The organism is Dyadobacter soli (genome assembly GCF_900101885.1).
In the GTDB taxonomy this organism is placed as follows: Bacteria; Bacteroidota; Bacteroidia; order Cytophagales; family Spirosomataceae; genus Dyadobacter; species Dyadobacter soli.
This window is the reverse complement of sequence record NZ_FNAN01000019.1, coordinates 71,527-96,959: the sequence shown is the minus strand read 5'-3', so window position 1 is coordinate 96,959 and position 25,433 is coordinate 71,527. Positions and strand designations below refer to the sequence as shown.

The following is a 25,433-nucleotide window of genomic DNA, read 5'->3' as shown; positions in this document are numbered from 1 at the left end:
ATAGGCCTGCGGCCTGACCATCGGCCTGGCGGCCTGACGATGGGCCTGGCGGCCTGACCATAGACCATGTTTTCGTTGCTATCGTATCCAGACTTCATGGTCGATGGTCAGCTGCGCAGCAGCAAATGGTCTATGGTCGACCATTCGCGGTCGGCGGTCGGCGGTCGGCCGTCAGCGGTCAAAATGCCGATCGCTACCCTTCACCACGGGTCGTAATGCGCAGCTGATGCGTATTAAACACCTGCGAGTTAGCTGCGACGCTTTTGGTGAGAAAAACGCTTCCGCCTATGACGCTGTTTTCGCCGATGACGGTGTCGCCGCCGAGAATGGTCGTCCGCGCGTAGATAATGACGTTATCGCCTACCGTCGGGTGGCGTTTCGTATTGTAAAGTTCCTTCGCAACCTGCAATGCGCCGAGGGTGACGCCCTGGTAAATACTCACATTCTTCCCGATCACCGAAGTAGCGCCAATCACAATGCCGGTACCGTGGTCGATCATGAACGGGACGCCTATCGTCGCTTCCGGGTGGATATCGACGCCCGTTTTGCCGTGCGCATATTCTGTGAGAATGCGCGGCAGCACCGGAATTTGCAGAATGCTGAGGTTATTGGCGATCCGATACACCGCGATGGCGTAAAAGCCGGGATACGACACGATCACTTCGTTCACGCTCGTCGCGGCCGGGTCGTATTCGTGGATTTTGCTGGCGTCCAGGCGCAGGTTTTTGTAAATCGTTTCCAGCTCATCGTAAAAAGAAGCTACTTTTTGTTCGATAGCAATCTTTTTAGGATCGAGGTAACTGAGCAGGATGTTTTCGAGATCGATCTGATTTTTCTTTAAAATACCTTCATAGGAGGTCTTTTTAGGCAAATTATTGCTGGGAAAGAGAAAATGGATCAGGTCGTCGAGCCAGGCTGTGGCATCATGCCAGGAGGGAGTCGCCTCCCACTCGGCATGATGCGTTTTTTTAAGAAGATCGATGAGAGATGATGGCATTGGGGTGGTTTGATGAGCGGATTAGCGAGATGACCGCCGACGGCCGACCACCGACCACCGATCGCGCGTTGGTTCCGTAGGACGGTCATGCTCAGCGACTATCAGGTAATGTCTCTTGTAGTCTAAAATTGGTCTTTTGCGTTGGAAGTCACACACGAACGATCGGCGGTCAGCGGTCGGCCGTCGGCGGTCAACTCACCTCCTCTGCCCACTCAACCGGTGCAGCGTCCCCACCAACACATCTACTTCCTCGCATGTATTATAAAATGCCAGCGAGGGACGTACGGTGGTTTCCAGGCCGAACCTTCTCAGAATGGGCTGTGCGCAATGGTGGCCGGAGCGTACGGCAATGCCTTCCTTGTTGAGCGCAGCACCTACTTCTTCGGTTTTGTAACCATCCAGAACAAACGATAGTACCGATGCTTTCTCCTTAGCGGTACCGATCAGGCGCAAACCGGGCACATTTTTCATCAGGCCCGTCGCATATTCGAGCAGAAAATGTTCGTATTGGTGGATATTCTCAATACCGAGCCGGTTGACATAATCGAGCGCCGCACCCAAGCCCACGGCATCGGCGATATTGCCGGTGCCTGCTTCGAAGCGTGATGGTGCATTATGGTATTGAATATGCTCGAATGTCACGTCCACAATCATATTTCCCCCACCCTGCCACGGCTGGGTTGCATTCAGGATGTCCTCTTTTCCGTACAATGCGCCAATGCCGGTCGGTCCGAATACTTTATGCCCGGAGAAAACAAACCAGTCACAATTCAGGGCGGTGACGTCCGTGCGCAAATGCGAAACGGACTGTGCGCCATCCAGTAGCACTTTCGCGCCCGCAGCATGTGCCATTTCGATGATCTGTTTCGCAGGCGTTACAGTTCCCAAAGCATTCGAAACCTGCGTAAAGGATACGAGTTTGGTTTTGGGGTTCAATAGTCCGGCGTATGCGCCTAGGAGAATCTGGCCGTCGTCGTCTACCGGAATCACGCGCAGTACCAGTCCTTTTCTGTCTGCTAACTGCTTCCAGGGAACAATATTCGCGTGGTGCTCCAAGTGGCTTACAATGATTTCGTCGCCGGCATGCAGGTTTTGGTCACCCCAGGTTTTGGCTACGAGGTTAATGGCCTCCGTGGTACCGCGCACAAATACGATCTCATTCACCGAACCCGCATTCACGAATGCCCTCACTTTCTCACGCGCGGCCTCGTAGGCGTCCGTTGCGCGGGCTGCGAGCTCGTGCGCGGCGCGGTGGATATTGGAATTTTCGTGTTCATAAAAATAAGTGATCCGGTCGATCACCTGTTTCGGCTTCTGGGTAGTGGCTGCATTGTCGAACCAAATCAGCGGCTTGCCATTCACGCGTTCCCTGAAAACCGGGAAATCGCTCCGTACCCGGTTCACATCGAAGGGTATCCGCCCGATCGGGCTCTGCACGGCACGGCCCAGCTGGTCGCGGTCGTTACCGACGTGAATGTTGCTCAGCGAAAATGGCGAATAGCTGTGCGGCAAAAAGTTAGCGGCACCGGGGATATGCTGTTTTTCTCCGAAATTTTCATTCAGAAAATAGTAGGACGGCAGCGATGGCGACGCGCCTGAATAAGGCAAACGCGCAGAGCTTCCCGGCGACACCCCAACCCCGGCAACTGACGGTGGTACATGCCCATCCGTAAAGTGCGGATCGGGCAGGCTCGTTTGCGGTTCGTCCAGGTTAAAATCCTGATGCGAATGCGAGTTCGATAGCGATTGCCCGTCTCCGAACTCCTGCTGAATGATACCCAGCATTTTCTGCGCCCTCGGGTGGTCTTCGAGGTTCGGCGAGAATACGGGAGATGGCATTTCGCCTGGTAATGCCTTGAAAAACTCGTTGGCGAGCCGCTCCAAAGCACCTGAATCGGGAAAATTGCCAGGAAGACCGCCGGGGAGTCCGTCCGTCAGTCCGTCAATATCTGTACTCATGGTAGTTACCGATTTCTACATCTTCCAAAACCGCAATCGCGTCGTCGACCAGCACGGCCAATGAGCAGTAGAGCGACACCAGGTACGAAGCAATGGCCTTGTCGTTGATGCCCATAAAGCGGACAGAAAGGCCCGGCGACTGCTCACCCGGCAGACCCGGTTGGTATAATCCCACTACACCCTGGCGACTTTCGCCGGTACGGAGCAAAAGGATTTTCGTCTTGCCGTTTTCAATGGGCACCTTGTCCGAAGGAATCAGCGGAATGCCTCGCCATGTGATGAATTGGGAACCGAAAAGCGAGATCGTCGGAGGCGGAACGCCTTTGCGCGTACATTCGCGACCGAATGCGGCGATGGCCTGGGGATGCAATAGGAAGAAACCGGGCTCTTTCCATACCTTGGTCAGCAGGTCGTCCAGATCGTCCGGCGTGGGCGGTCCGAGGCGGGTCGAAATTTTCTGCTTGTCGGCCACGCTGGCAAGCAATCCGTATTCGCCGTTGTTGATCAGCTCGCTCTCCTGGCGCTCTTTAATGCTCTCGATCGTCAGGCGCAGCTGCTCGCTGATCTGGTTGTAAGGTTTGCTGTACAAGTCAGACACGCGGGTATGCACGTCGAGCACCGTTTGCACGGCCGTCAGGTTGTATTCACGCGGGTTTTCGACATAATCGATAAAAGTATGCGGCAACTCGCGCTCATCGCGACGGGAGCAATCTACCTCCGCCGTGCTGCCTTCTTTCACTTTGTTGAGGCGGTACACGCCCGACTCCACGGGGATCCAGTTTAGCAAATGCGTAAGCCAGCGCGGCGTGATCGCCTCGAACTGAGGCACCGTACGGGTTGCGATCGCCAGTTGCCGTGCTGCCACGTCACCGAGCGCAGTTTGATTTTGGTTTAACTTGGCCATTCTGTATTTGATTATTAATGAGAAACGAGCTGTATGGCGCCACAAAGCATTGCCAGGGCGCGGCCGGATTAGCGACCACAAACATACGTGAACTATAAATCAGGCATTTAAAGAACCACAGAACCTGCCACCAGCCCTTTTCAAGCCCATTTCCCAAATCGGCCGGCACCCGTAGATTGTACCAATTTAGTGTTTTCATATCTCAAATACCAGAAATAAAATTCGCCGTTTCACCAACTTCCCAGATTAATATTTGGCATATTTTCCTATCGTTTTAATAGAATTCGTGGATTGATCGATTTGGCAGCTTACCACTAAAAATATTCTATATTAATTCGATAGACTTTATATTATATTATCTTTTTTCTTAGCTTTGGACTTCTCAATCTATCATTTCACTATGCAAGCGGGCAATCTGATCGATATTTACAAGAACGAAACCATCGCAACGGAGGCATTCAAGGATTTCAGGTTACGGCGTGGGATCGTCTGCAAGAAATGCGGCGGTACCCATCATTACTGGCTCGCGCCCAAAGAGCAATTCCAGTGCAAGCAATGCCGGTTCCGCACCACATTGCAAAGCGGAACCGTGCTTGAAGGCAGCAAGCTTCCGATCTCGTATTTTTTCATCGCGGTATATATGATCCTGAAAAAGGGCAACACCTTCACGATCCAGGACTTCCAGGAAGAAACCGGCCACAAGTACTATGAGCCGCTTTACGATTTCATCCGGAAAGTACGGACATACCTAAACGCGAATGATCCGAACACTGTCCTCATTGATCTGGTGGAGCTGTTCAATTACCATCTGGTCAGTCGGAAGTTTCCGGAGCGGGCGGTGCATGATTAATAGTTTATTTTGAAGCTGTTTTCGGCATACAAAACTTCACCACCCTTGATTTTCACGTACGCGCGAAATGTAACCGCGTGCGTGCCCGCAGGGAAACCGATATTTACAGTTTCCGTGATCGACCCCTGCTTTGGCTCACCCTTAAACTTCACCACCGGATTGGGGCCGTCGAGGACTGGCTCCATGAAAGTCGGTTCAACTTGGAACAGGTATGCCATCCCGTACTCTTCGATCGGCACATTCCCTATTTTTTCGAAATTGACATTAAACTTCTCGACCAATCCGCCAAGCGGATGCAGAATAGCCTGGCCTGTGCGTATGTCGGGCATAATCTTCTCCTCCGGCTTGACATCATTCTTATGCGAATGCTTCGTGCAGGAAAGTGTGATGATACCGGCCAACAAAATAATCAGCCAGGAAAACCGGCGTGTACAGTTGAAATGTTTTTGATTGATAACCATAATTGCGTCGCATTTTTCGCAATTATAATATCACCAATCACCGATCCCCCAACCTATCCACCAAGCGGCAATCGCTCGTTTATTAAACGGCTTACCGAGGCCTAGAAAGTCTTGTTTACCCGGTTGGAAGCGTAGCGCACTTCACCACCGGCCACTTTCGCGTAGGCGCGGTAGGATAATGTGTGCGTACCTGCCTGCAAACCGATGTTGAATGTCTTTGAATTTGCGCCCAGCTTCGGGGCTTCGGTGAATTTTGCCGTGGGGTAGGCGCCGCCGATGACGAGGTCTACCGCGGTGGTATCGGGCAAAAACGCATACACAATGCCGTATTCCTCGATCGCTACATTGCCCAGGCTTGTGAAATTGAGGTAGAAATTGTCGATCGCGTCGCCTTTAAAAGTGGCTATACCAGTTGTCAACTCGGGAAGTGCCCTGGTCGGCGCAGGCTTGGGATCGTATTTCGGGGCGCAGGAAACGGCAACGAACATCATCAGCGCGCCGGTCAAAAGAAGAAGGTTTTTACAGTTGGTGAGTTTTTGAGTGAAAGTCATAATGTTTGTTACAGCAATTTTATTTAAATCTAAATCTTTGGCCCGCACGGTAACCGTACGATAACAGGTCAACGACCAGGCGGCCTCCGGTTATTATGAAACGACGCATTTATTTATAAACTTCCTTTAAGTCCTTTTCAAATAATGTATAAGGATCGTGATAAAACTTCACGAAATCAGCCTCGCTGACCTGGCCGGGGAAGGGAGCGTAGTAATGCGTGGGACTTTTGGTATCGTTGCGCCATACGAGCACGTAGGCCAGCTGCAACTTGTCGGCTTTCAACGTTTTCAGTAATGTCTCCGTCCACCAGGCAGGATTGGGAATGCTTTCCAGGCCTGTTTCGGTGAATGCGGCCAGCTTTCCGGCTTTCAGGGCATATTCCGAGACTATTTTGAGCTTTTTCACGCCTGCTTCGAGATTGTACTTGCCGTCCCGGCCGAAATCGCCGTAGTTGTCCATACCCACCATATCCACCCATTCATTGCCCGGGTAACGTTCGAGGAATTCGTATTCGGAGGTGAATTTATTGTCAGGGGAAAATGCGTAGATGAAATTGTGCACGCCCAGCTGGTCGCGCAGGTATGAGACCGTGAAACGCCAGACGGCGATAAAATCCTCCTTCGAAGTATGCCCCTTACCCCACCAGAACCAATCGCCGTCGAATTCGTGGTATGGCCGGAAGATCATCGGGGCCAGCGTGCCGTCCTTGCCTTTGACCGAATGGGCGAAATCGGCGATGGTTTTGAGGATCAGCTTATATTGCTCGTGATGCGAACCGCCCGGCTTGATGAGCGCCATCGCAGGCTTTGAAACGCCATCTTTCCAATAAAATCCGCCTTCCGACGCCGGATTGGCGAAATGCCAGGCCACGGTGGTAATGCCGCCGCGGTTGTAGGTCGCCACCACATTCTTGCGCAATGCCTCCGCGGTTTTAGCGATCTCCTCCGCGGGCCGTCCCGACAGCCCCATAAAATCGATGCCGATAACCGCCGGATGCGAGCCCGTCACCGATTTTACATCCGAGCGCTCCGCATCGCCCGACCAGCCGTGGCCGTATTCCGTGGCGTGCTGATGACCAAAAAGAATGTGTTGTTCAGAAAGCTTTTTGAGGTTTCGATAGAGCGCCGCCGTCTCAGGCGTTGCTTTTGGATCGATTTGCGCTGTTGCGGCTGCGATGCAGAGCAATGCAGTTAACAAGCTCATTACAAGACTTTTCATGCGTGTATGGTTCAAAATTTGAGATCCTACAAAGATGAGAAATAAATAATAGCTACCAATCGACGCATTTACCCTATCAACTCCGAATAAAATTCGAAATTATCTTCCTTTTCACGAACTCTTGCGAACTCATAGTTGTAATAGAAGAACTATATTCAAAATATAAGCCATATTTTTGAATATAATTCTATTTGAACCCAATCACACAGTGTATGAACGGTACAGATATTGTTCTGGACAAAACCGACCTCAGCATTCTCCGCCTCATGCAGGAGAATGCGCGTATGACGAACGCCGACCTTGCGCGTGAGCTGGAAATGGCGCCCTCGGCGGTGCTCGAAAGGGTCAAGAAGCTCGAACAGAAGCAGGTGATCGTCAAATATACGACACGTATCAGCCCCGTTGCGCTGGGCCAAACGTTGCTAGCATTCATTGCCATGAAATCGTCGGAGGGAATGGGTAGTAACAACACCGCCAAAGAGCTGGCAAAAATTCCGGAAGTACAAGAGGTTCACCACATTGCGGGCGACGACTGCTACATGGTGAAGGTCCGCACGGCCGATTCTGCGTCGCTCATGGAACTGATGCGTAACAAGTTCAGCAAAATCCAGAATATCACGTCCACACGCACCACGATCGTCCTCGAAACGGTCAAGGAAGAGCAACAATTAGTTATACCAGAAAAATGAAGTAGCCATGCAAACATCAACAAAAGCGCCGTCAACATTCATGGTGGTACTGGCATTCGCCACCGTTTACATCGTGTGGGGATCCACCTATTTCTTTATCCAGCGAGCCCTGGAAGGCTTTCCGCCGTTTTTCCTGGGCGCATTCCGCTTCATCATCGCCGGTGCATTGATGCTCGGTTGGAGCCTGATGCAAGGCGAAGAAGTATTTTCCTGGAAAGTGATGAAACCCGCCGTCGTGACGGGTTTATTGCTGCTATTTGTCGGTAACGGGACTATTATTTGGGTAGAACAATTCCTGCCTAGCGCAATGGTCGCGATTATGGTGTCGTCCGCGCCGCTGTGGTTTGTGCTTTTGGATAAGCCGAAATGGTCGGAAAACCTCAGCAACAAATCCACCATCGTAGGCCTGGTAATCGGTTTTGCAGGGGTGATATTGCTGTTTTATGAAAAAATAATGGCTACCATGTCCTCGATGAACAGCAGCCGCGACCTGTTTGCGATGGTACTCGTCGTGTTCAGCTCGATGGCCTGGGCGGGAGGTTCATTGTATTCCAAATATAACTCAGTATCCAACTCCGCCACCGTCAATTCTACCTGGCAAATGCTGGCTGCCGGCATTGCGTTCATCCCTGGCACGTTTCTATCCGGCGAATGGACGTCCATTAATCTTTCGGCCATCCCGACTAATGCCTGGCTATCAACCACTTACCTTATCCTCGTAGGTTCGATCGCCGGTTTCAGTGCTTATGTGTGGTTGTTAAAAGTGCAGCCCGCCACCAAAGTGAGTACTTATGCCTACGTAAACCCTGTCGTAGCCGTGCTGCTGGGCATTTTCTTCGCCCACGAAACTATCACGCCCTTGCAGATTTCCGGGTTGATCGTGATTTTGGGCAGTGTACTTTTGATTAATTTACACAAATACAGAAAGCCCAAGCAGGTTGCTGCTACTTGCTGATTGGAATACGATATAATGTTAAATGCCGCGGGAATATCATTTCCGCGGCGTTTTCGCTTGTAAGGGAGCTCCATCCGGAGCTGTCTCGTATTAACTAACTCTATTTTCTACAAACAGGGTGCCGCGCTGCGGCTTATTTTCAACAACACAATGAGCCATCCATCACCCGTTCAACTTCCGAAATGTCGCGGTTTCGGCGGATCAGCGTCATGATTTTTTCGAAATCGATCAGTTGCGAAGCTTCGAATGCAATCACGCCTACGAAACTTTTGCCTCTGCTGATGAAGTTCAGGTGCTTGATCTTCGCCCCGTTTACAGATTCCACACTGGAAGTGATTTTGTGCAGATTCCCGGCATTCCGGTAAATGATCCGGAGAAAAAAGGTTTTACTCATTGGTCTTGATGGTTATGTGGTTTGTTGAGAATATTTTTTTTGACCGCTGACGGCTGACGACCGACCGCCGATTTGTTGTTCTGACTTCGGCGGTCGGCGGTCCTACTATCATTACGCCCTTAGCTACCGTTTGGTGCCAAAGCAGTACATTAAATTTTGTTAAAATTGAAATAAGAGGAACCTGAATTCCGTCGTGAGGCCCTCTCCTTTTCGCGCAATTATCCCCAGCTCGCGATCTCTTTCCAGCCTGCCCGCCCCGATACGGCCAGGTCCGACTCATAGATCCGCGTGATAGCGTCCACCACCACATCGAGTTCTTCGAATGTATTGAATTTGGAAAACGAAAACCGCACATTCTCCTTGTCGGTCTCGCACGCAAACGCCTGTATCACATGCGACGTACCCCCGCCCTGGCAAGCGCTCCCGCCCGACACCGCAATACCGATCTGATCCAGTTTTGCAACGATACTGCCCGTACTCAGACAGGGAAACGAGACATTCAGCACGTTAGCGACGCTATTTTCGATGTATTTGCTCTCGCCATTGTAACAAACCCCCTCGATCCCGCTTATCGCCAGCTTCGATACCAGGTATTGTTTGAACTTACACATTTTGGTTTGGGTCGCTTCCAGGTTACGGTATGAAACTTCCAACGCTTTGGCAAGTCCTACAATGCCCACCACATGCTCCGTTCCACCGCGCTGGCCCCGCTCCTGCCCTCCGCCGTAGATCAGCGGTTTGAGTTTATGTTTTTGATTGATGTAAACGAATCCTACGCCTTTTGGCCCGTGAAACTTATGCGCTGAGCCCACCAGAAAATCGATATCCGCCTCCTGCAAATTGAAATGTGCCTTACCCATGGTTTGGGTGGTATCTGTAAAAAACACCGCATTGTACCGCCGAGCCAGCACGCCGATCGCGTGAATGTCGGTAATGTTGCCGATCTCGTTGTTCCCGTGCATGAGTGCAATGAGCGTGCGTGGGTTTGCGCGGAGGAGGTTTTCGAGGTGGTACAAATCGACATTGCCGCGTTCGTCCAGTTTCACGAAACTGGTTTCGATATCGCCGTCCTTCTCGTGGCGTTTGAGCGTTTGCAGCACCGCCTTATGTTCGATGCGGCTTGTGATGACGTGGTTGAGCTCATACTCCTGAATCGCGCCCGACAATGCCAGGTTAATGCCTTCCGTCGCACCGGCAGTGAAATAAATCTCCTCCGGCGAAGCGCCCAGTAGCCCGGCCACCTTGCGGCGCGCATTGTCAACGGCTTCTTTCACTTTCCTGCCGGCGCCGTGCGCCGACGAAGGGTTTGCATAATGTGTCGTCAAAAACGGCAGGATCGCCTCGATCACTTCCGGGTCCAGGGCGGTCGTAGCCGCATTATCCAGATAAATTTCCATGTGTCTCTGGTTTGTTGTTGATCAAAGTTTGTTGGCGGCAAGGCACAGGTCACCAAGGCCAGAACAACCTGATTAACTGCGCAATACCTGATTCACTCAGTGGTTGGATTTTCAGATTTATCAATAGAATTAGGTTGGGGCACCTTGACGAGTCACAGGTTGCCAGAAGATCACAGAGCCTAACCTCTCCCTTCGTTCTCAATAAATCTACAAATTCGATAGACAAAGATTGATAAAAGATTTTTAGAATGCAAAAAACGAGGGCGTTTTTTACACTTGAAATTTGAACGAGGGCGTTTTTTTGATATTTTTACCTTCGTTCTCAAAACGCAGGTAAAAAACGCCCTCGTTCTTCCTATGCAATACAGTCCATTAAAACCATACGATAATCTGCCTGATTTGCCTCCAAAGGGCAAAATGGAAACGAAAACTGTATTCAAAAAGGTAATTTCGGCCAGCAGGGCATTATCGGAATTGAAAGGAGCTATCACGAACCTGCCCAATCCGCTTCTGTTTATCGACACGATCAACTTACAGGAAGCGCAGGCCAGTTCGGCCATCGAAAATATCATCACCACGCAAGATGCGCTTTTTCAGGCGTCCATTGTCGACAAGAATATCGAGGACGCCCCCACGAAAGAGGTAATCCATTATAAAGATGCCTTATGGTATGGCCTGGAAGAAATCCGGAAAAGGCCTATCCTGACGACCAACCTTTTCATTGCCATCATGCAGATCATCAAGGAAAACCAATCGGGCATCAGGAACATCCCGGGCACTCAACTCAAAAACCCCGCAACGGGCCAGGTGATTTACACCCCGCCCGACAGCGAAGAGGTAATCCGTAAAAAACTCGCGGCACTTGAACATTTCATCAACATCGACGACGACCTCGACCCGTTGATCAAATTGGCATTGATACATTACCAGTTTGAAGCAATACACCCGTTTTTCGATGGTAATGGGCGCACGGGCCGCATTATCATGCTGCTTTACCTGAAACAATGCGGCTTGCTGGATTTGCCCGCGCTCTATTTGAGCAGCTACATTCTTAAAAACAAGAACGCCTATTACCTCAACCTTCGCCACGTCACAGAGAAAGCTAACTGGGAAAACTGGATCCTTTACATGCTGGATATGATTGAAGTTACGGCGCGTGAAAGCCGCACCAGAATCGAGCATATTGCGGCATTGATGAAGGAAATGGGAGAAGAAATACAAAAAACGCTTCCGAAAATTTATTCCAAAGATTTGCTGGAAGTGCTTTTCCGGCTGCCCTACACCAAAAGAAGCTCGCTGGAAAACGCGGGACTGGGTAATATCAAAACCGTCGGGAACTACTTGAAAAATCTCGAAGAAAAGAATTTCCTGCAAAGCGTAACAGTCGGGAAAGAGAAACTCTACCTAAACTTCCGGCTTATGAACGTACTGAAAAGTTAGAGCGGCGCTACTCTTCGCAGCCGCTTGCACATCCATCCCGCCACTTTGCTCATTTGATTGCTTTTTCAGCGGGACAAAGCCTAGTTTGCGCGCAATACTCATCTGCAAACTAAACCTCCCGGACTTTGGCAAATGCTGCTTCATTAAAATTGCTGGCGCTTGAACGGCTGCGCGACGCGGAATGCCTCATCGCAAACGGCCATGTTGCCGGGGCTTATTACATTGGAGGTTACGCGATTGAGCTGGCATTGAAAGCCGTCATTTGTAAAAAGCTGGACATTGAGATGTTTGATAAAGAAGTCGTTCCGGGATATATTGCCAAGGCGTTTATGATACACAATCTGATGGATTTAGTAATCCTGGCTGGGCTGAATAATGATTTTCAAAAAGTTTGTGCAGAAGACGATTCTTTCTTTGACAACTGGTCGATGGCCTCCAAATGGTCGGAACAACGTCGCTATGATTTGCCTTGCGATGTCGAAACCGCTGAAATGTTTGTAAATTCACTAAAAACTGTTCTGTTATGGCTGCAACTGCATTGGTAAAAGCGCTTCAAGATGCATTTCGCTCAGAAAAGAAAAACGGCTTGCTAGTGGACGCTATCGGCCTTGCCCCGGCGTATCACGGTATGGGTAAAGACTGTTACGTTCTTGGCGTCAGTGCCCCCTCGCTTACAGGTTTGCATGACTTTGACCAAATCACCAGGATTACGAAGCTATTGTTCACATACCTATCGTTCGACGAACGAAGAATGATTAATCGCGTCCGTGTTTTCAATAATATCGAAGAGTTGGACGATCATAAGTATAACGATTTCGATGATTATCCCTACGAAGGCTATTTCGGCATTCAAAGAAAACTACCTCAGCTATACCCGATAGACTAGTGCATTCCAGAACGAGGGCAAAAAATTGAGAAAAACGCCCTCGTTTAAAAAACGAAGGTAATTTTTACCCTCGTCTATTTCACCTCTTGCTTCAATTCCACATACCGCTTCCGCATCGCTTCCAACCGCGCCTTTTTAGAAGCCCGCTTCGCGAGATTAATGGTTTCATGCGGATCTTTTGCATTGTCATAAAGCTCCTCATACCCGTGGTCGGTGTAAAGCATGTATTTCAAATCCGTACTCACGACGCCCTCCACTTTCGGTAAGCGCGGGCTGCCCAGGTAGGTATGTTCGTAGAAAAAGTCCTTGCGGGGCCGCAGTTTCTTTTGCTCCACGGCAGTGAGGTCGTAGCCCTGCATATCCAAAGGAACGGGAGCGCCGGCGAATGCTAGTATTGTAGGCGCGATGTCGATATTCAGTGCGAGTTGTGAAGAGGATCTGCCCCGAAGCGCTTTCGGCAATGCCCCGCCCGAAATGATCAGCGGGACGCGGATGGATTCTTCGTAACCAAACCATTTCCCTTCCAGCCCGTGCTCACCCAATGAAAAACCATTGTCACCCATGAAAATAATAATGGTATGCTGGTCGATTTTCAGGTTTTTAAGCTGTGCAACCATGTTTCCAACCACTTCATCAACACCCGAAATGAGCCGGTAATAGTCGCGCGTGGTTTGTCGGCGAAGTTCGGGGGTGGAAAGAAGCGGCTTCCAGCGATCTCGGCCGATGTTCTGGTCGGTGCGGAAGAATGCCGGGAGGCTGTCCCAGTATTGCGGCGCGGCGGTGAGCGGGTCAGGGATGGGTGTATTTTCATACAATGCCCTAAAACGCTCCTGGACCGGATATTTGGGCGGATTACCGTCGAGTTCGTGCGGCGCTTTGAAGCTTACCGAGAGGCAAAACGGGGCATCGTTAGCGGCAAATCGGTCGAGAAATTGCGCAATGTCCTTGCCCACGCTGTCGGTGTGGTGAATAATGCGGCCACTTTCATTGACCAGTTCGTATTGCGGCTGCCCCTCCTTTTTGGCTGCCCAATAGTCAAAAAGGGTATCGGGCTGGTTCTTCACGCCTATCCCGAATTTGCCTATAAAACCAACCTTATAGCCCGCTTTTTTCAACAATGCAGGGTAAGTATTGGCCAATGCACCGGGTTTGAAGTCTGTATTGAAATCATTGATCCCATGCCGCGACATATACTGCCCGCTCAGCAAACTGGCTCGGCTAACCATGCAGATAGCGGTTGTAACATGCGCATTTCTAAACAAAATCCCCCGCCCGGCGAGCGCATCGAGGTGCGGCGTGCGGATTACCTTGTTACCCATAGCACCGAGCGCATCCCAGCGGTGATCGTCGGTGAGGAGAAAAATGATATTGGGCCTCTTCGTCTCCTGCGCGAGCGCCGCACACGTGTACGCAAGCGCCAGCGCGATGATGATCAATGTCCTTTGCATATTTTACAAACCACTAACCCCGGGTCATTTACCCGTTTGCTCCGCTGCTTCCGGATAGCCTTTTTTCAACAAAACAGCTAGCTCATTAACCGTTATCACAAAATTCTTGTCCTTCGCGAGGTTCGTGAACTCACCGGGGTCTTTCTGGTGATCGTACAGCTCGGCACCGGCCTTGCCGCCGTCCCATTCGGTGTAGCGGAAACGTTCCGTGCGTACGCTGCGGCCGAAAATCTGGCCTCTCCTAACCTGGGTATAGGCAGGTTTATTCCAAACAGCGGATGGATTTTTGAGCAACGGCGTCAGGCTTTTCCCCTGCAAATTCTGTTTCGGGTCGAGCCCGCAGAGTTCTGCCAGCGTAGGATAAATGTCCACCAGTTCAACTGTGCGGCCGGATGCCTTTCCTTTCGTGCCGCCGGGTACCGAGATAATGAGCGGCACGCGGGCGGAGTTTTCAAAAAGACTCTGTTTCATCCACTGCCCGTGCTGGCCCACATTATAGCCGTGATCGCTCCAAAGCACGATAATGGTGTTGTCGGCGAGTTTCAGCTTGTCAACGGCGTCGATCAGTTTGCCTACCTGCGCATCTATGAACGTAATGGTCGCGTAGTAGGCACGCAATGCTTCGCGGCGCTTTGCCTCATCGAGGCCCCAATGCGGTGGTTTGGTAAACAATGCGGCTTCGGGGACATCGTCGAGGTCGTTCGGGATTTCTTTGGGGAGCGGCACCTGGTCAACCGGGTACATATCGAAGTATTTTTGTGGCGCCACGTAAGGCGTATGCGGCCTGAAAAAGCCGACTGCCAGGAAAAACGGCTCATTCTTTTTCTCGGTCATGATTTTAATGGCCTCGCTGGCGATCATGCCGTCGGTTTGCTCCTCGTCCGTCCCCTCCGTGGCACGCCAGGCCAATGCGCTACCAAGCCCGCGGTCGGGTGTAAGGTTTTTGATCAATGGCTCCTCGGTTTTGTCGCGGCCTTTCGGGTTCACGCGGTAGTTCCAAGAATCAGGGTCGTCGAGCCCGTCGGTGCCGATCTGGCCGGGCACGCCGTAATGATATATTTTTCCTACCCGCGCACTGTAATAATTGTTGTTCTTAAAGAGCTGCGGCAGCGTAACGATATCCGGCAGATTCTTGCGAAAATGCGTCTGCAATTCATAAATCTTCGTCACATCTGGCCGTTGACCGGTGAGTAACGACGACCGGCTCGGGCTGCACAGCGGAAACTGCGTATAGGCCCTATCGAACCGAATGCCGCGTTTGGCCAACCGATCGATGTTCGGGGACTTCACAAATGTATTTCCGTAAGTGCCAAGGTCGTTGTTCAGGTCATCAACCGCAATGAACAGGACATTGTATTTCGGCCTAGCCTTATCGTCGTTGCCCGAGCCTGCCGATGCAGCAAAAGGAGTGAGTGAAAATGCCGCCAAGGCTAGTAATACGTATTTTTTCATCATAAATAACAGTTTAAACTACTCCTTGCCCTCCTTCACCGTGGGGGCATCCTTGGCATTGATTGCCGGCAACGATTTTGCCAGTTCGCTTTTAACGGCCGCATATTTCGCATCACCTGCCAGATTCTTCCATTCCTGCGGATCGGCATCGTGGTCGTAAAGCTCCTCCGAACCGTCGTTGTAGCGGATATAACGGAATTTTTCAGAACGCACGGCATGATTTCCAAAACCATGTGTAGTGATGGAATGATGGCTCCATGCGGCTGCCGGATTTTTCAGCAGCGGCACAATGCTGTGGCCTTCCACCCCCTTTTTGGCGGGTAATTCACACAATTCGGTGAGCGTCGGGTAGATGTCCATCAGGTTCACCGTACGTTCGGAAACACCATTCTCTTTCGACAAACCCGGTGCGTAAACGATAAACGGAACCCTCGAAGCCTCTTCCCACAATGCAAACTTCCGCCAATGCTCCTTCTCGCCCAGGTGCCAGCCATGATCGCCGAAGAAAACGATCACCGTATTTTTGGCATACTCACTTTTCTCCAAAGCATCCAGCAAGCGGCCAATCTGCCCATCGGCAAACGTAATGCTAGCCAGATACCCCTGAACGGCCTTTTCCCATTGCTTATGCTCTAAGATGAATTTGTGGTCACCCTTCGGCTTGGCGATTTTCACACCCGCGTCCGGGACGTCCTGCAAGTCGTTGGCAACGGTCTCAGGGAGTTTAATGGAAGAAAGCGGGTATTGGTCAAAATACTTTTGCGGCACATACCAGGGCAAATGCGGCCGGGTAAAGCCTACTGCCAGGAAAAAAGGCTTTTCATGTTTGTCGTTCAGGAAACCGACACCCTCATTCACCACCTTATAATCACCCATATCTTCATCCTGCACATTCACAGGGCTCCAATCGAAATGGGCAAAACCATTCACCGGTGCCTGCGGCGGCTCGGGTGACTTGGGAATGCCGAAGTAGGACGGCCAGGAGGCCTTGTCGTTAAATGCATTGTGGAAAATCTTGCCGGCACCTTTCACCTCGTACCCGTTGGCAGTGAAATACTGCGGAATGGTCACGGCATCCTTCAAAACAGGTCGCCAGGGCTGGTTATTATGGTAAACCCCCGAACTCGACGGCCGCACGCCTGTGAGCAGGCTCGCGCGCGACGGATTACACGCAGGGGCGGAGCAATATGCCTTTTTGAAAACCACTCCCTTTTTTGCCAGCTTGTCGATGTTCGGCGTTTTAATGCCCGGGTACCCGCCAAACGGCCCGACCCAGTCGTTCATATCGTCGACGGCGATGAAGAGGACGTTGTATTTCGTGTTTTGGGCAAGGGAGGGATGCATTGCCGCAGCGATTGCCAGCAGCATCAACCCAAAAGCAATGCGATAGTTTTTATTTTCCATTGCCTGCATGAGCACCGTTTTTGGCTTTGTCGTAATCATAAAACCATTTGAAAGTCTTGTCATACTCCTCGGCGCCTACGCGTTTGTACCATTCTTCGTACTTGGCCACAAGCTTTTTGGCGATTTCCGGCTGCTTGTCAAACTGGTCATTCAGCTCCGTGCGATCCTTCTCTACGTCGTACAACTGCCATTTTTCAGTCTTTTCGGCCACGAGCTTCCATTTGCCGTCGCGAATGGCGCGGTTGCCTTCGTGCTCCCAGAAAATCGGGTTTTTACGGTTGATAGACTTGCCCGTAAATGCCGGTTTCAAGCTTGTACCTTCCAGCGGCTGGATGGTGTTGCCGGCATAAGTCGATGGATATTTGGCATTCCCCAAATCCGCCACCGTGGCCATAATATCGATAATATGAGCCGGCTGGCGTTCGAATTTCCCATTGCGCGACGCCGGAATACCCGCCGGCCATGAAATAATGCCGGGCGAAGAAATACCGCCTTCATGTGTGTGGTGCTTGTAGGCCCAGAATGGCGTACAAGCCGCTTCCGCCCATCCCTGACCGAGAAAAACAGTCGATTTCGCAGTGCCTGGCTGGTCGCCTTCATAACGGCCTTCGATACCCGGCTCGGCATTACCGCCGTTATCGGACACGAAAAGAATGACGGTATCATCAAAAACACCGCGTTTTTTCAGGCCCGCCACCAGGTCGCCGATGCTTTTATCGAGGCGGTAAATCACGGCCGCGTAAATCGCCATCATATCGTCGTAGCGCTTCTTCTCCGCGTCGCTCAGGCTGTCCCATTTCTTTACATTCGGATTAACGGGCGGCAGTTTCCACGACGGGTCCACGAGCCCGAGTTTGATCTGTTTCTCATAACGTTCCTGACGCAATTTTTCCCAGCCTTTCAGGTATTTGCCACGGAATTTGGCAATATCCTCTTCCGGTGCCTGCAACGGGAAATGCGGTGCATTGTGCGCGAGATAGAGCATAAATGGCTTCTTTTCCGCCACGGCTTCGTCGATGAACCGTAGCCCGTAATCCGTCCAAAGGTCTGTCGAGTACCAGTCTTTCGGCAGCTTGTCGGAGTCGTTCGGAATCTCCTGGCCGTTCAGAAACAGTTTTGCATTGTTACCGCTTCCATAATAAAAACCTCCCGCCGGCGCATGCAGCGAGCGGTCGAAGCCGCGATTGGACGGGTACACGCCATGCTGGTGCCCTACGTGCCATTTGCCGGTCATTGCCGTAAAATAGCCGGCGCTTTTCATCACTTCGGCAATGGTCACGCTGTTATGGTTCAGCTGGCCGCGGTAAGCCGGATGGTCGGCGCCCTTGTCGTCCATCATATGCCCGATGCCCGCCTGATGGCTGTACACACCCGTGAGCAGGGCAGCGCGTGTAGGGCAGCAACGTGCTGTATTGTAAAAATTAGTAAGCCTCACGCCATTCTGGGCGAGTTTATCGAGATTAGGGGTCGGAATTTCACTGCCGTAACAGCCCAGGTCGGCATAGCCGAGGTCGTCGGCGAGGATCACGATCACATTGGGTTTCTTTTGGGCAAAAACAGCTTGCGCAGTGAATGTAACGGCCAGCAAAAACAGCCAGCTGATTGGTTTTTTATACATATACATTGAGTGGTTACTTCCAAAAAAGAGACTACCACGGCAGCAATCTCTGGCACCAAAAACATAACCTTCATTCATATACGCAACCCAGCGCATATGCGAAACCCTACCCCCATCATTCAAGCATTGACAGGCATTTGCAAATGTACCCTCTGGAAATGGTGGCTATTTCCGGTCGGCAGGATTTTCAATAAAACAATACTCTATATATTCGGTAGGTAAAGTAAATTTAAGAATCCCAATAATGCAAGGCTGACCACGCATTATCGGGATTTTTTGATGTTTAACAGGGAATGGAATGCGGTTAATCCGCTTTGGTCACTTTCAAATCGGTAAAATGCCCCAGTGTACCGGGCCCGATCCACAGGCCTACGCTTCCGCGGTGGTCTTTTCCTTGTTTAAGATCATTCACGATCAATGTCGGCTGAGCGGCGCCATTGACGTAAAATTTCGCCTTGTCGTCTTTCACTTCAATCTTCACTTTCGTCCATTCGGCCGGCACCAGATCGGCATAGGACTCATATTTCTCGGGCGTTTCCTTGCGCAGCTTTTCCCACGGAAACCCCGGCATCGAAACATATTGAGCGGAGTGATTCCTGCGCACCTGGTCGTCGGCACGGCCGTTGGTGGGGCGGATGTAGAAAAGCTCCATTTTAGAAGTATCAGCGGCCACGCGGAATGCTATCCCGACAAACCCACGGGCACCTTCGCCCGAGTTCGCCTTGGGCTGCCCCGAGATCGTGGCTTCGATGGTACCGTTGTGAAAATCAATGTCTTTCAACACGGCCACTGTTTTTTCATTGATGGGCGCTTTGGGCATTTCCACTGCAATGGCCGCTTTCCCTTTGTAGTCGGTGGCGGTGGCGGTTACCTGGTAAGGCGTAAGCGAAGCAGGTTTTAGCGCGATGTCCTGGGCATTAGCGGACGCAAACAAAACAGACAGGGCAAATGAAAGCCCCAGGCTGGTGGTTGTGATTTTTTTCATGGCTCGTTTTAATGTAAAAAATGGAATGGTTATCAAACACATAACCATTCCAAAACTACTTACTTACCGGTATTTTTCCCAGCGGCCCGCTCGGCTCTTTTCTTGATATGGCTGTCGTCCGAAGGCATTCGCTGGACGAGCGGCGGCGGCGTATCGCCTATCTTCTTTTTGTAGGCTTCCAGCGACGCCAGCAGCTCTTTCGCTTTCGCCGGGTTAGCTTTCAGCAGGTTGTTCTGCTCACCAATATCATTTTTTAGGTTAAAAAGCAATGTATCCGTCGCCTGAACGATCACCGCACTACCGACCTTCACATCCTTCTGCGGCAGCCTGATCTTCCAGTCGCCCTTGCGGTAAGCTTCGATAATGCCATTGGAATAATAGGCAAATTCATCGCCCTTCCGTTTTCCGGCACCAAAAAACACCGGGCTGATGTCCTCCCCGTCGAGCGGCTTTTTAGTTTGTGTTTTCTGGCTGCCCGTGAGGCTGATAATGGTCGGGTAAAGGTCCAGGTGCGAGGCAAGGTCGTCGTAAACGGTTCCGGGTTTGATCTTGCCGGGCCAGTAGGCTACTGTCGGTACGCGCTGCCCGCCTTCGAAAGTAGTGCCCTTACCCTGCCGTAATGGCCCCGCCGAGCCTCCTTCCACATCGAAGATCAGCCACGGCCCATTGTCGCTCGTAAAAACGACCAGCGTATTCTCTTCCAACCCATTCTTTTTCAATGCATTCACCACTTCTCCAACGCTCCAATCCAGCTCCTCGATCACATCGCCATACAGCCCTCGTTTGGATTTGCCTTCGAATTTCGGCGAAGCGTAAATCGGCACGTGCGGCATGTTATGGGTAATGTAGAGAAAAAACGGCTTGTCCTTGTTCTGACCGATAAAGCGTACGGCCTCCTTCGTGTAGGTCTGCGTGATGTATTTCTGATTGACCTTAATGCTGTCCACATCATTTCCGCGCAGGTACGCAACGCCCATCATGTCGTTGCTGTATGGAATGCCGTAATACTCGTCGAAACCATTTTGCAAAGGCAAAAACTGCCTGTGATGGCCCAAATGCCATTTCCCGAAGATCGCGGTGCGGTAGCCATTGCCCTTCAACGCCTCGGCGATGGTGACCTCTTCGGACGGAATGCCGGTGAAGCTTTCCGGAAAAAACACATGGTCGATCCCGAGCCTGCGTGGGTAACGCCCGGTAATGAGCGCCGCGCGCGTGGGGCTGCATACGGGCGAGGAAGAATAAAACGAGGTCAGTTTGATACCTTTCGCGGCCAGTCCGTCGATATTCGGGGTGCGGATGTCCGTAGCGCCGAATGTACCGATGTCGCCATACCCGAGGTCGTCGGCGAGGATCACGACGATATTGGGCTTACGTTGGGTTTGTCCGTGGGCCGTCAGCGCTGCCAGGAGTACCGCCGCGCCCATTAGTAATCTTCTCATGGAAGGATATTTAAATGTTACTTTTCCTTTTGTAATAAACCCACTTTCTCCTGATTCTCCTCCTTCTGCTCGATCACCAGCTGCTTCACTTTTCCATTGAATGCAAAAGTGCCGGGATAATCTTTGGTAACGGGTGAATTGAGGTCTTTTCCAACGCTGAAACCATCCGACGAAGCGGTAGCAAGGTATTTTGTACCAACACCCGCGTGCTCGGCCGCAGTCTCACCATTGACCAGCAATGTCACTTTTTTATCGGCAGAAAACGTAATGCGAACGGTGTTACGCCCTTCTTTCAGGGCTTTGGAAGAAGTTAGTACAACCTGTTTCAGCCCGTCGTTGAGCAGGTAATGCAATTTGTTTTGCTTAATAAAAAGACTGCTTCCGCCCAGCAGGCCACCATTCGCGAAAATCACGCCCTCCGCATTCTTACCCGTTTCGACCTCGGCAGTAATTTCCACCGGCCCTTTTCCGATGTACACCCGCGTTTTAATGGTGGTACCTTCGTAAATGACCGTTTTAAGACGAACTGTCGGAGGCGTAAGCCCTGCGCGGAAGTTTTTGAGCGGGTACACCTGGTATTTTTCAGCTTCTTCATCAAAGAGCTTCTTCAATGCTTCCAGCTTTTCGGGATGTTTGGCGGCCAGGTCGTTGATCTCGTTCCAGTCTTCATTGATATTGTACAGCTCCCATTTGTCGCGTTTGAAATCCGCGATGAAATTGATATCGGTCGTCTGTTCGCCGAATGTATTGCGCGGGTGGTAAACACTCGCCTTCCAGCCGTCCTTGTAAATGGCCCGGCCGCCGTGCAGCTCGTAATACTGCTGCGTGTGCCGCGACGCCGCCTGTGCGTCATTAAGCGAATACGCCAGCGACGTGCCATGGAACGGCCATTGTTTGTAGCCATTGATTTCCCCGGGCACCTTCACGCCGGTGAGCTCGATGGTAGTGGGCAGAATATCAGTCACGTGCGTGTATTGCGCGCGCAGGCCGCCTTTATCGGTAATGCCTTTCGGGTAATGCACGATGAGCGTGGTATGGGAAGCCCCCTCGGCATTCACATCGCTTTTCCAGTAACGGAACGGCGTGTTGGTGGCCTGTGACCAGCCCAGCGGATAGTTGGGATAGCTATATTCCGTACCCAGCTTGTCGTACTGCGACAGAAGGAACCGGATATCATCCCCGGATGACTTCTCGGCCGTGCCCGCCGTGCCGGTGTAAGTTCCTTCCTTGCTACCGCCGTTATCGCCGACGACCAGGAAAATCAATGTATTATCCAGCTGGCCAATTTGTTGCAGGTAATCCGTTACCCGGCCGATTTCGTAGTCGGTGTAGGAAAGAAATCCGGCATACACTTCCATAAACCGGGCATAAATCTTCTTTTCATCGGCCGAAAGCGAGTTCCAGGGCTTTATACCCGTCTGTCGCGGAGGCAGTTGCGTACCCTTCGGCGCCAGTCCGCCGGCGAGTTGCCGTTGAAAAACTTTTTCGCGGTATTCATCCCAGCCGCCGTCGAACTTGCCTTTGTATTTGTCGCTCCACTCGCGCGCTACGTGATGCGGTGCGTGCGCGGCGCCGGTGGCGAGGTAGAGAAAGAATGGCTTTTCCGGGTCGGCCGACTTCTGGTTGGCAATGTAGGAAATTGCCTTATCGGACAATAATTGGTTCAAATGTTTGGTATTAGGCTCAATATCGATTGGTGAAGTTTCCTCAACCAGCTGCGGATGCCACTGATCGGTAGCGCCGCCCAGGAAGCCGTAAAAATGCTCAAAACCGCGACCGGTAGGATAGCGATTATAAGGACCTGCGATGGTGAGGTCACGCGGCTGGTTACCGTGCCATTTACCCAATGCGAATGTATTGTAGCCGTTTTCCTTAAAAATCTCGGCCACCGTCCCCGCCTCGAACGGGATGTTTCCATTATAGCCGGGCGCTCCGATACCGAGTTCGGCGTGGTGGCCCATCGCCACCGCGTGCGGGTTCCTGCCTGTGAGCAGGGATGCGCGCGTGGGACTGCAAATGCCGGTTGTATGAAAGTTGGTATAACGCAAACCGCCTTTCGCCAGCTTTTCAAAATTGGGTGTCTCGATCAGCCCGCCGAATGCGGACGTCGCTCCGAAACCCACATCGTCGAGCAGGATCCATACCACATTCGGCGCGCCTTTCGGGGCTTTGGGCTGCTGCTGCCACCATTGTTCGGTCTCTTCGATCGTTTTGCCGACCTTCCCGCCGAACGGCTGGATCGGGTCGTGCTGCGCCGAAACGCGGGTAAAAACGGCTGCTCCGAGCACAAGCATGCCCAACCGCTGCCTGCTCAGGGCGGTTCGTAAATATTGTTTCATAAGATTTTTGGAATGAATGGGTAAGAAAAACGGGCACAACATGATGTCGTGCCCGCTGGCTTGCAAACCTTACTTTACAGCCTGAAATCTTTCCAGTTTCTCCTTCTCGTCGGCCAGGCGCTTGGCGTCGGCTTTGAGGTAACCGAACTGGTGAAGGTCTTTATCGGCATTCGCCGCTACCCAAAGCAGGAACTTCTTGGCTTCGGGGTTTGAATTGTTTTTGGCTATGGAAAAATGAATGTTTTCAACCGGCACATTCTTCACTTTTTCAGCTTCCAGCGTCGCAATCACCTGGTCCAGGTTTTCCAATGCTTTCTCTTCTTTTGAAACCCGGCCATTGCCGTCCAGGTCTACGGGGATGATAGTCAGCCCATCCAGCGGCTTGCGGCTTTGCAGGTCGTACGCAAGGCCGGGCGTGGTGTACGTAATGCCCGTTTCGTCTTTCAAAAGCGCTTTGATCAGATGCTCGTCGGCGCCCGCAATGGCTTTTCCTTTTATATTCTGCTGCTCATAACCGAAATATTTCGCGAAAGTGAGCGGCGCACCGGCTTTTTGAAGGCGCGTATAAATCGTGTACTGCGTCGTCAGAGACTTGTCTTTTTCCGCATAAATATCATGGAAGAAAATCTGCTTGTAAGTCTTCTCGTTCAGTCCTTTGTCGGCATATTCTTTCGCAAACGTCGATTTTGCGTTAGCCACCGGCAACAATGCATAACGACCGATCGAAATATACTCCCGGCTGTCCTTCACTTCCTTTTCCTGGTCATAAGCCTCGATCAGCAAGTCATATTTTGCAGGATCGCTGATCGTCCGCGTTTCGATCACTATCTGCGCCTTTGGATTGGCTGCGGTGTACTCCTTGATCCATTTATCGACCAATGGATAGGCGAAACGCACACCGGTGATGATCACTTTGTTTTCGCTGGTTTCCTGTGCGAATGCATTGGGAAAAGCGGCCAGCGCAAGGCCTGCTGCCAGAAAGATTGTCTTAAAGTTCTTCATGATGTAAAAAAGTGATTGAAACCGCGGGCCAATCTACCCACAGCTAATGAATGATATGTAACAGGGTGAAAATCAGAGGCGGCTACCATGCCGTCGTCAAAGACAGCTCAACAACAGCAACAGGATGCGAATGCGGGGGAATAACCGGAAGAGCCCACCATAGGCACAATAAAACTGCGCGAAGAATAACGATCCATCGATTTCATGTTTGAAAAAGATTGTGGTATTGATTCCATCTGCTGGTGGTTAACAGATAAAATCTACTAATTTGATAGACAAAGTAAGTTTAAACAAATCGAAAACGCAAGAGTTGCATTGAAATTCGTTGAAAATTGGGGAATTGAAGTGATTACCAGACTACTCTCAGGCCTTCGCTGGTATATTTCCGGATGTTTTTATCAATGGTTATGAGCGAACACTCCTGGTGAAGCGCCTGCCATATCAGCATCCGGTCGAATGGGTCTTTGTGGTGAGATGCGGTAAGTTTATAGAAGGAGGAGCAGAGGTCAGTGGAGAGCGGAAGTATCTGAAATTCGGCATCGATGGAAGCGTCAACGAAATCTTCTGGCGTGAATCCATCAAGGGCAAGCTTCCGTAGCGAACGCTTCAATGAAATCTCCCAAAAACTAAGCGTACTGACAACTATTTGATTGTTCGTGTCTTGCAGAATTCGTTGTACGTTGGCTGATAGTTTGTGCGATGCTGTATGTGCCCATATCAAAGTGTGTGTATCGAGCAGGTAATTCATAATCCAAGAAATTCTTCTTCTGTAATTTTGAAATCGTCCGCAAATGTTACTGTCCCTTTTCCTTCCAGAATCCCAAGCTTTCTGGAACGGCTACCAGTCACCTCACCGGGAACAAGATAAGCTTTGACGGTCTTCTCGCTTCCGAAGGTGATCCCAATCCTCTCTCCTTTCGCGAGCTCTTTGAGCACTACCGAAGCATTTGCCTCGATCTGATCTGCGCTGATCGTTATCATGGTCGTGAATGTTTGATTAATGACTCAATTTACAACATCCCAGGCAGCATTGTCAACAAAAAC

At 51.1% G+C, this 25,433-nt stretch carries 24 protein-coding genes and 1 riboswitch; of the genes, 6 read left to right on the top strand and 18 right to left on the bottom strand.

Annotated features, from left to right (window positions below):
• Positions 1-193: 193 nt before the first annotated feature.
• The 3 genes from BLQ88_RS27765 to BLQ88_RS27755 form a co-directional block, all read right to left on the bottom strand.
• On the bottom strand, positions 194-997 hold the full coding sequence (locus BLQ88_RS27765; RefSeq protein ID WP_090156277.1) for a serine O-acetyltransferase: 804 nt from the start codon (positions 995-997) through the stop codon (positions 194-196).
• Positions 998-1,192: 195 nt separating this feature from the next.
• Entirely contained in the window at positions 1,193-2,956 is a 1,764-nt protein-coding gene (locus tag BLQ88_RS27760; RefSeq protein ID WP_090156276.1) for a family 2A encapsulin nanocompartment cargo protein cysteine desulfurase, read from the bottom strand.
• The gene (locus BLQ88_RS27755; RefSeq protein WP_090156275.1) at positions 2,940-3,860 is read right to left on the bottom strand and encodes a family 2A encapsulin nanocompartment shell protein; all 921 of its coding nucleotides are present in this window, start codon (positions 3,858-3,860) and stop codon (positions 2,940-2,942) included. The genes BLQ88_RS27760 and BLQ88_RS27755 overlap by 17 nt, the downstream gene beginning before the upstream one ends.
• A 400-nt stretch (positions 3,861-4,260) precedes the next feature.
• Between BLQ88_RS27755 and BLQ88_RS37695 the strand changes: the two genes are divergently transcribed.
• The gene (locus tag BLQ88_RS37695; RefSeq protein WP_090156274.1) at positions 4,261-4,710 is read left to right on the top strand and encodes a transposase; all 450 of its coding nucleotides are present in this window, start codon (positions 4,261-4,263) and stop codon (positions 4,708-4,710) included.
• Here BLQ88_RS37695 and BLQ88_RS27745 read toward each other — a convergent pair.
• From BLQ88_RS27745 to BLQ88_RS27735, 3 genes are all read right to left on the bottom strand, one after another.
• Complete coding sequence (locus BLQ88_RS27745; protein WP_090156273.1) at positions 4,707-5,171, bottom strand: hypothetical protein; 465 nt, start codon at positions 5,169-5,171, stop codon at positions 4,707-4,709. The genes BLQ88_RS37695 and BLQ88_RS27745 overlap by 4 nt on opposite strands.
• Before the next feature lie 101 nt (positions 5,172-5,272).
• Positions 5,273-5,722 carry a hypothetical protein gene (locus BLQ88_RS27740; RefSeq protein WP_090156272.1) on the bottom strand — a complete coding sequence of 150 codons (450 nt, stop codon included), beginning with the start codon at positions 5,720-5,722 and terminating at the stop codon, positions 5,273-5,275.
• A 109-nt stretch (positions 5,723-5,831) separates the two neighbouring features.
• Positions 5,832-6,941, bottom strand: a complete 1,110-nt coding sequence (locus BLQ88_RS27735; RefSeq protein WP_374754777.1) for a glycoside hydrolase family 26 protein — start codon at positions 6,939-6,941, stop codon at positions 5,832-5,834.
• A gap of 212 nt (positions 6,942-7,153) precedes the next feature.
• Between BLQ88_RS27735 and BLQ88_RS27730 the strand changes: the two genes are divergently transcribed.
• Both BLQ88_RS27730 and BLQ88_RS27725 read left to right on the top strand, forming a co-directional pair.
• Complete coding sequence (locus BLQ88_RS27730; protein WP_090156270.1) at positions 7,154-7,630, top strand: Lrp/AsnC family transcriptional regulator; 477 nt, start codon at positions 7,154-7,156, stop codon at positions 7,628-7,630.
• Positions 7,631-7,637: 7 nt separating this feature from the next.
• Positions 7,638-8,585 (top strand): EamA family transporter, encoded by a 948-nt coding sequence (locus tag BLQ88_RS27725; RefSeq protein ID WP_090156269.1) that lies wholly within the window; start codon positions 7,638-7,640, stop codon positions 8,583-8,585.
• Between the two features lie 139 nt (positions 8,586-8,724).
• On the opposite strand, the gene BLQ88_RS27720 is transcribed toward BLQ88_RS27725, so the two are convergent.
• The gene (locus BLQ88_RS27720) at positions 8,725-8,979 is read right to left on the bottom strand and encodes a hypothetical protein (RefSeq protein WP_090156268.1); all 255 of its coding nucleotides are present in this window, start codon (positions 8,977-8,979) and stop codon (positions 8,725-8,727) included.
• Positions 8,980-9,197: 218 nt separating this feature from the next.
• Positions 9,198-10,376, bottom strand: coding sequence for a cysteine desulfurase family protein (locus BLQ88_RS27715; protein WP_090156267.1), 1,179 nt, complete (start codon positions 10,374-10,376; stop codon positions 9,198-9,200).
• A 114-nt stretch (positions 10,377-10,490) separates the two neighbouring features.
• Positions 10,491-10,584, bottom strand: a riboswitch (SAM riboswitch).
• Positions 10,585-10,793: 209 nt separating this feature from the next.
• Here BLQ88_RS27715 and BLQ88_RS27710 point away from each other — a divergent pair.
• The 3 genes from BLQ88_RS27710 (at position 10,794) to BLQ88_RS27695 (ending at position 12,702) form a co-directional block, all read left to right on the top strand.
• Positions 10,794-11,816, top strand: a complete 1,023-nt coding sequence (locus BLQ88_RS27710; RefSeq protein WP_229212898.1) for a Fic family protein — start codon at positions 10,794-10,796, stop codon at positions 11,814-11,816.
• Between the two features lie 125 nt (positions 11,817-11,941).
• Positions 11,942-12,361 (top strand): hypothetical protein, encoded by a 420-nt coding sequence (locus BLQ88_RS27700; protein WP_143016945.1) that lies wholly within the window; start codon positions 11,942-11,944, stop codon positions 12,359-12,361.
• Positions 12,340-12,702 (top strand): hypothetical protein, encoded by a 363-nt coding sequence (locus tag BLQ88_RS27695; protein ID WP_090156264.1) that lies wholly within the window; start codon positions 12,340-12,342, stop codon positions 12,700-12,702. Before BLQ88_RS27700 ends, BLQ88_RS27695 begins: the two co-directional genes overlap by 22 nt.
• A 74-nt stretch (positions 12,703-12,776) precedes the next feature.
• On the opposite strand, the gene BLQ88_RS27690 is transcribed toward BLQ88_RS27695, so the two are convergent.
• The 10 genes from BLQ88_RS27690 to BLQ88_RS27645 form a co-directional block, all read right to left on the bottom strand.
• Positions 12,777-14,150 (bottom strand): sulfatase family protein, encoded by a 1,374-nt coding sequence (locus tag BLQ88_RS27690; protein ID WP_090156263.1) that lies wholly within the window; start codon positions 14,148-14,150, stop codon positions 12,777-12,779.
• A gap of 24 nt (positions 14,151-14,174) precedes the next feature.
• On the bottom strand, positions 14,175-15,605 hold the full coding sequence (locus BLQ88_RS27685) for a sulfatase (protein ID WP_229212897.1): 1,431 nt from the start codon (positions 15,603-15,605) through the stop codon (positions 14,175-14,177).
• Between the two features lie 15 nt (positions 15,606-15,620).
• Complete coding sequence (locus BLQ88_RS27680; protein ID WP_229212896.1) at positions 15,621-17,045, bottom strand: sulfatase; 1,425 nt, start codon at positions 17,043-17,045, stop codon at positions 15,621-15,623.
• The gene (locus BLQ88_RS27675) at positions 16,996-18,624 is read right to left on the bottom strand and encodes an arylsulfatase (RefSeq protein WP_090156261.1); all 1,629 of its coding nucleotides are present in this window, start codon (positions 18,622-18,624) and stop codon (positions 16,996-16,998) included. Before BLQ88_RS27675 ends, BLQ88_RS27680 begins: the two co-directional genes overlap by 50 nt.
• A 304-nt stretch (positions 18,625-18,928) precedes the next feature.
• Positions 18,929-19,609, bottom strand: coding sequence for a hypothetical protein (locus BLQ88_RS27670; RefSeq protein ID WP_090156260.1), 681 nt, complete (start codon positions 19,607-19,609; stop codon positions 18,929-18,931).
• Positions 19,610-19,668: 59 nt separating this feature from the next.
• Entirely contained in the window at positions 19,669-21,048 is a 1,380-nt protein-coding gene (locus BLQ88_RS27665) for a sulfatase family protein (protein ID WP_090156259.1), read from the bottom strand.
• 17 nt (positions 21,049-21,065) lie between these two features.
• Entirely contained in the window at positions 21,066-23,387 is a 2,322-nt protein-coding gene (locus BLQ88_RS27660; RefSeq protein WP_090156258.1) for an arylsulfatase, read from the bottom strand.
• A 69-nt stretch (positions 23,388-23,456) separates the two neighbouring features.
• A complete protein-coding gene (locus BLQ88_RS27655; RefSeq protein ID WP_090156257.1) occupies positions 23,457-24,389 on the bottom strand; it encodes a type 2 periplasmic-binding domain-containing protein in 933 nt (310 codons plus the stop codon).
• Positions 24,390-24,738: 349 nt separating this feature from the next.
• Entirely contained in the window at positions 24,739-25,137 is a 399-nt protein-coding gene (locus tag BLQ88_RS27650) for a type II toxin-antitoxin system VapC family toxin (RefSeq protein WP_090156256.1), read from the bottom strand.
• Positions 25,134-25,370, bottom strand: coding sequence for a hypothetical protein (locus BLQ88_RS27645; protein WP_090156255.1), 237 nt, complete (start codon positions 25,368-25,370; stop codon positions 25,134-25,136). The genes BLQ88_RS27650 and BLQ88_RS27645 overlap by 4 nt, the downstream gene beginning before the upstream one ends.
• Between the last annotated feature and the right edge of the window lie 63 nt (positions 25,371-25,433).

What these genes read in the sequence shown, in the direction of transcription:
- BLQ88_RS27765 (WP_090156277.1), bottom strand. Translation starts at nt 997, where the DNA reads ATGCCATCATCTCTCATCGATCTTCTTAAAAAAACGCATCATGCCGAG.
- BLQ88_RS27760 (WP_090156276.1), bottom strand. Translation starts at nt 2,956, where the DNA reads ATGAGTACAGATATTGACGGACTGACGGACGGACTCCCCGGCGGTCTT.
- BLQ88_RS27755 (WP_090156275.1), bottom strand. Translation starts at nt 3,860, where the DNA reads ATGGCCAAGTTAAACCAAAATCAAACTGCGCTCGGTGACGTGGCAGCA.
- BLQ88_RS37695 (WP_090156274.1), top strand. Translation starts at nt 4,261, where the DNA reads ATGCAAGCGGGCAATCTGATCGATATTTACAAGAACGAAACCATCGCA.
- BLQ88_RS27745 (WP_090156273.1), bottom strand. Translation starts at nt 5,171, where the DNA reads ATGGTTATCAATCAAAAACATTTCAACTGTACACGCCGGTTTTCCTGG.
- BLQ88_RS27740 (WP_090156272.1), bottom strand. Translation starts at nt 5,722, where the DNA reads ATGACTTTCACTCAAAAACTCACCAACTGTAAAAACCTTCTTCTTTTG.
- BLQ88_RS27735 (WP_374754777.1), bottom strand. Translation starts at nt 6,941, where the DNA reads ATGAAAAGTCTTGTAATGAGCTTGTTAACTGCATTGCTCTGCATCGCA.
- BLQ88_RS27730 (WP_090156270.1), top strand. Translation starts at nt 7,154, where the DNA reads ATGAACGGTACAGATATTGTTCTGGACAAAACCGACCTCAGCATTCTC.
- BLQ88_RS27725 (WP_090156269.1), top strand. Translation starts at nt 7,638, where the DNA reads ATGCAAACATCAACAAAAGCGCCGTCAACATTCATGGTGGTACTGGCA.
- BLQ88_RS27720 (WP_090156268.1), bottom strand. Translation starts at nt 8,979, where the DNA reads ATGAGTAAAACCTTTTTTCTCCGGATCATTTACCGGAATGCCGGGAAT.
- BLQ88_RS27715 (WP_090156267.1), bottom strand. Translation starts at nt 10,376, where the DNA reads ATGGAAATTTATCTGGATAATGCGGCTACGACCGCCCTGGACCCGGAA.
- BLQ88_RS27710 (WP_229212898.1), top strand. Translation starts at nt 10,794, where the DNA reads ATGGAAACGAAAACTGTATTCAAAAAGGTAATTTCGGCCAGCAGGGCA.
- BLQ88_RS27695 (WP_090156264.1), top strand. Translation starts at nt 12,340, where the DNA reads ATGGCTGCAACTGCATTGGTAAAAGCGCTTCAAGATGCATTTCGCTCA.
- BLQ88_RS27690 (WP_090156263.1), bottom strand. Translation starts at nt 14,150, where the DNA reads ATGCAAAGGACATTGATCATCATCGCGCTGGCGCTTGCGTACACGTGT.
- BLQ88_RS27685 (WP_229212897.1), bottom strand. Translation starts at nt 15,605, where the DNA reads ATGATGAAAAAATACGTATTACTAGCCTTGGCGGCATTTTCACTCACT.
- BLQ88_RS27680 (WP_229212896.1), bottom strand. Translation starts at nt 17,045, where the DNA reads ATGATTACGACAAAGCCAAAAACGGTGCTCATGCAGGCAATGGAAAAT.
- BLQ88_RS27675 (WP_090156261.1), bottom strand. Translation starts at nt 18,624, where the DNA reads ATGTATAAAAAACCAATCAGCTGGCTGTTTTTGCTGGCCGTTACATTC.
- BLQ88_RS27670 (WP_090156260.1), bottom strand. Translation starts at nt 19,609, where the DNA reads ATGAAAAAAATCACAACCACCAGCCTGGGGCTTTCATTTGCCCTGTCT.
- BLQ88_RS27665 (WP_090156259.1), bottom strand. Translation starts at nt 21,048, where the DNA reads ATGAGAAGATTACTAATGGGCGCGGCGGTACTCCTGGCAGCGCTGACG.
- BLQ88_RS27660 (WP_090156258.1), bottom strand. Translation starts at nt 23,387, where the DNA reads ATGAAACAATATTTACGAACCGCCCTGAGCAGGCAGCGGTTGGGCATG.
- BLQ88_RS27655 (WP_090156257.1), bottom strand. Translation starts at nt 24,389, where the DNA reads ATGAAGAACTTTAAGACAATCTTTCTGGCAGCAGGCCTTGCGCTGGCC.
- BLQ88_RS27650 (WP_090156256.1), bottom strand. Translation starts at nt 25,137, where the DNA reads ATGAATTACCTGCTCGATACACACACTTTGATATGGGCACATACAGCA.
- BLQ88_RS27645 (WP_090156255.1), bottom strand. Translation starts at nt 25,370, where the DNA reads ATGATAACGATCAGCGCAGATCAGATCGAGGCAAATGCTTCGGTAGTG.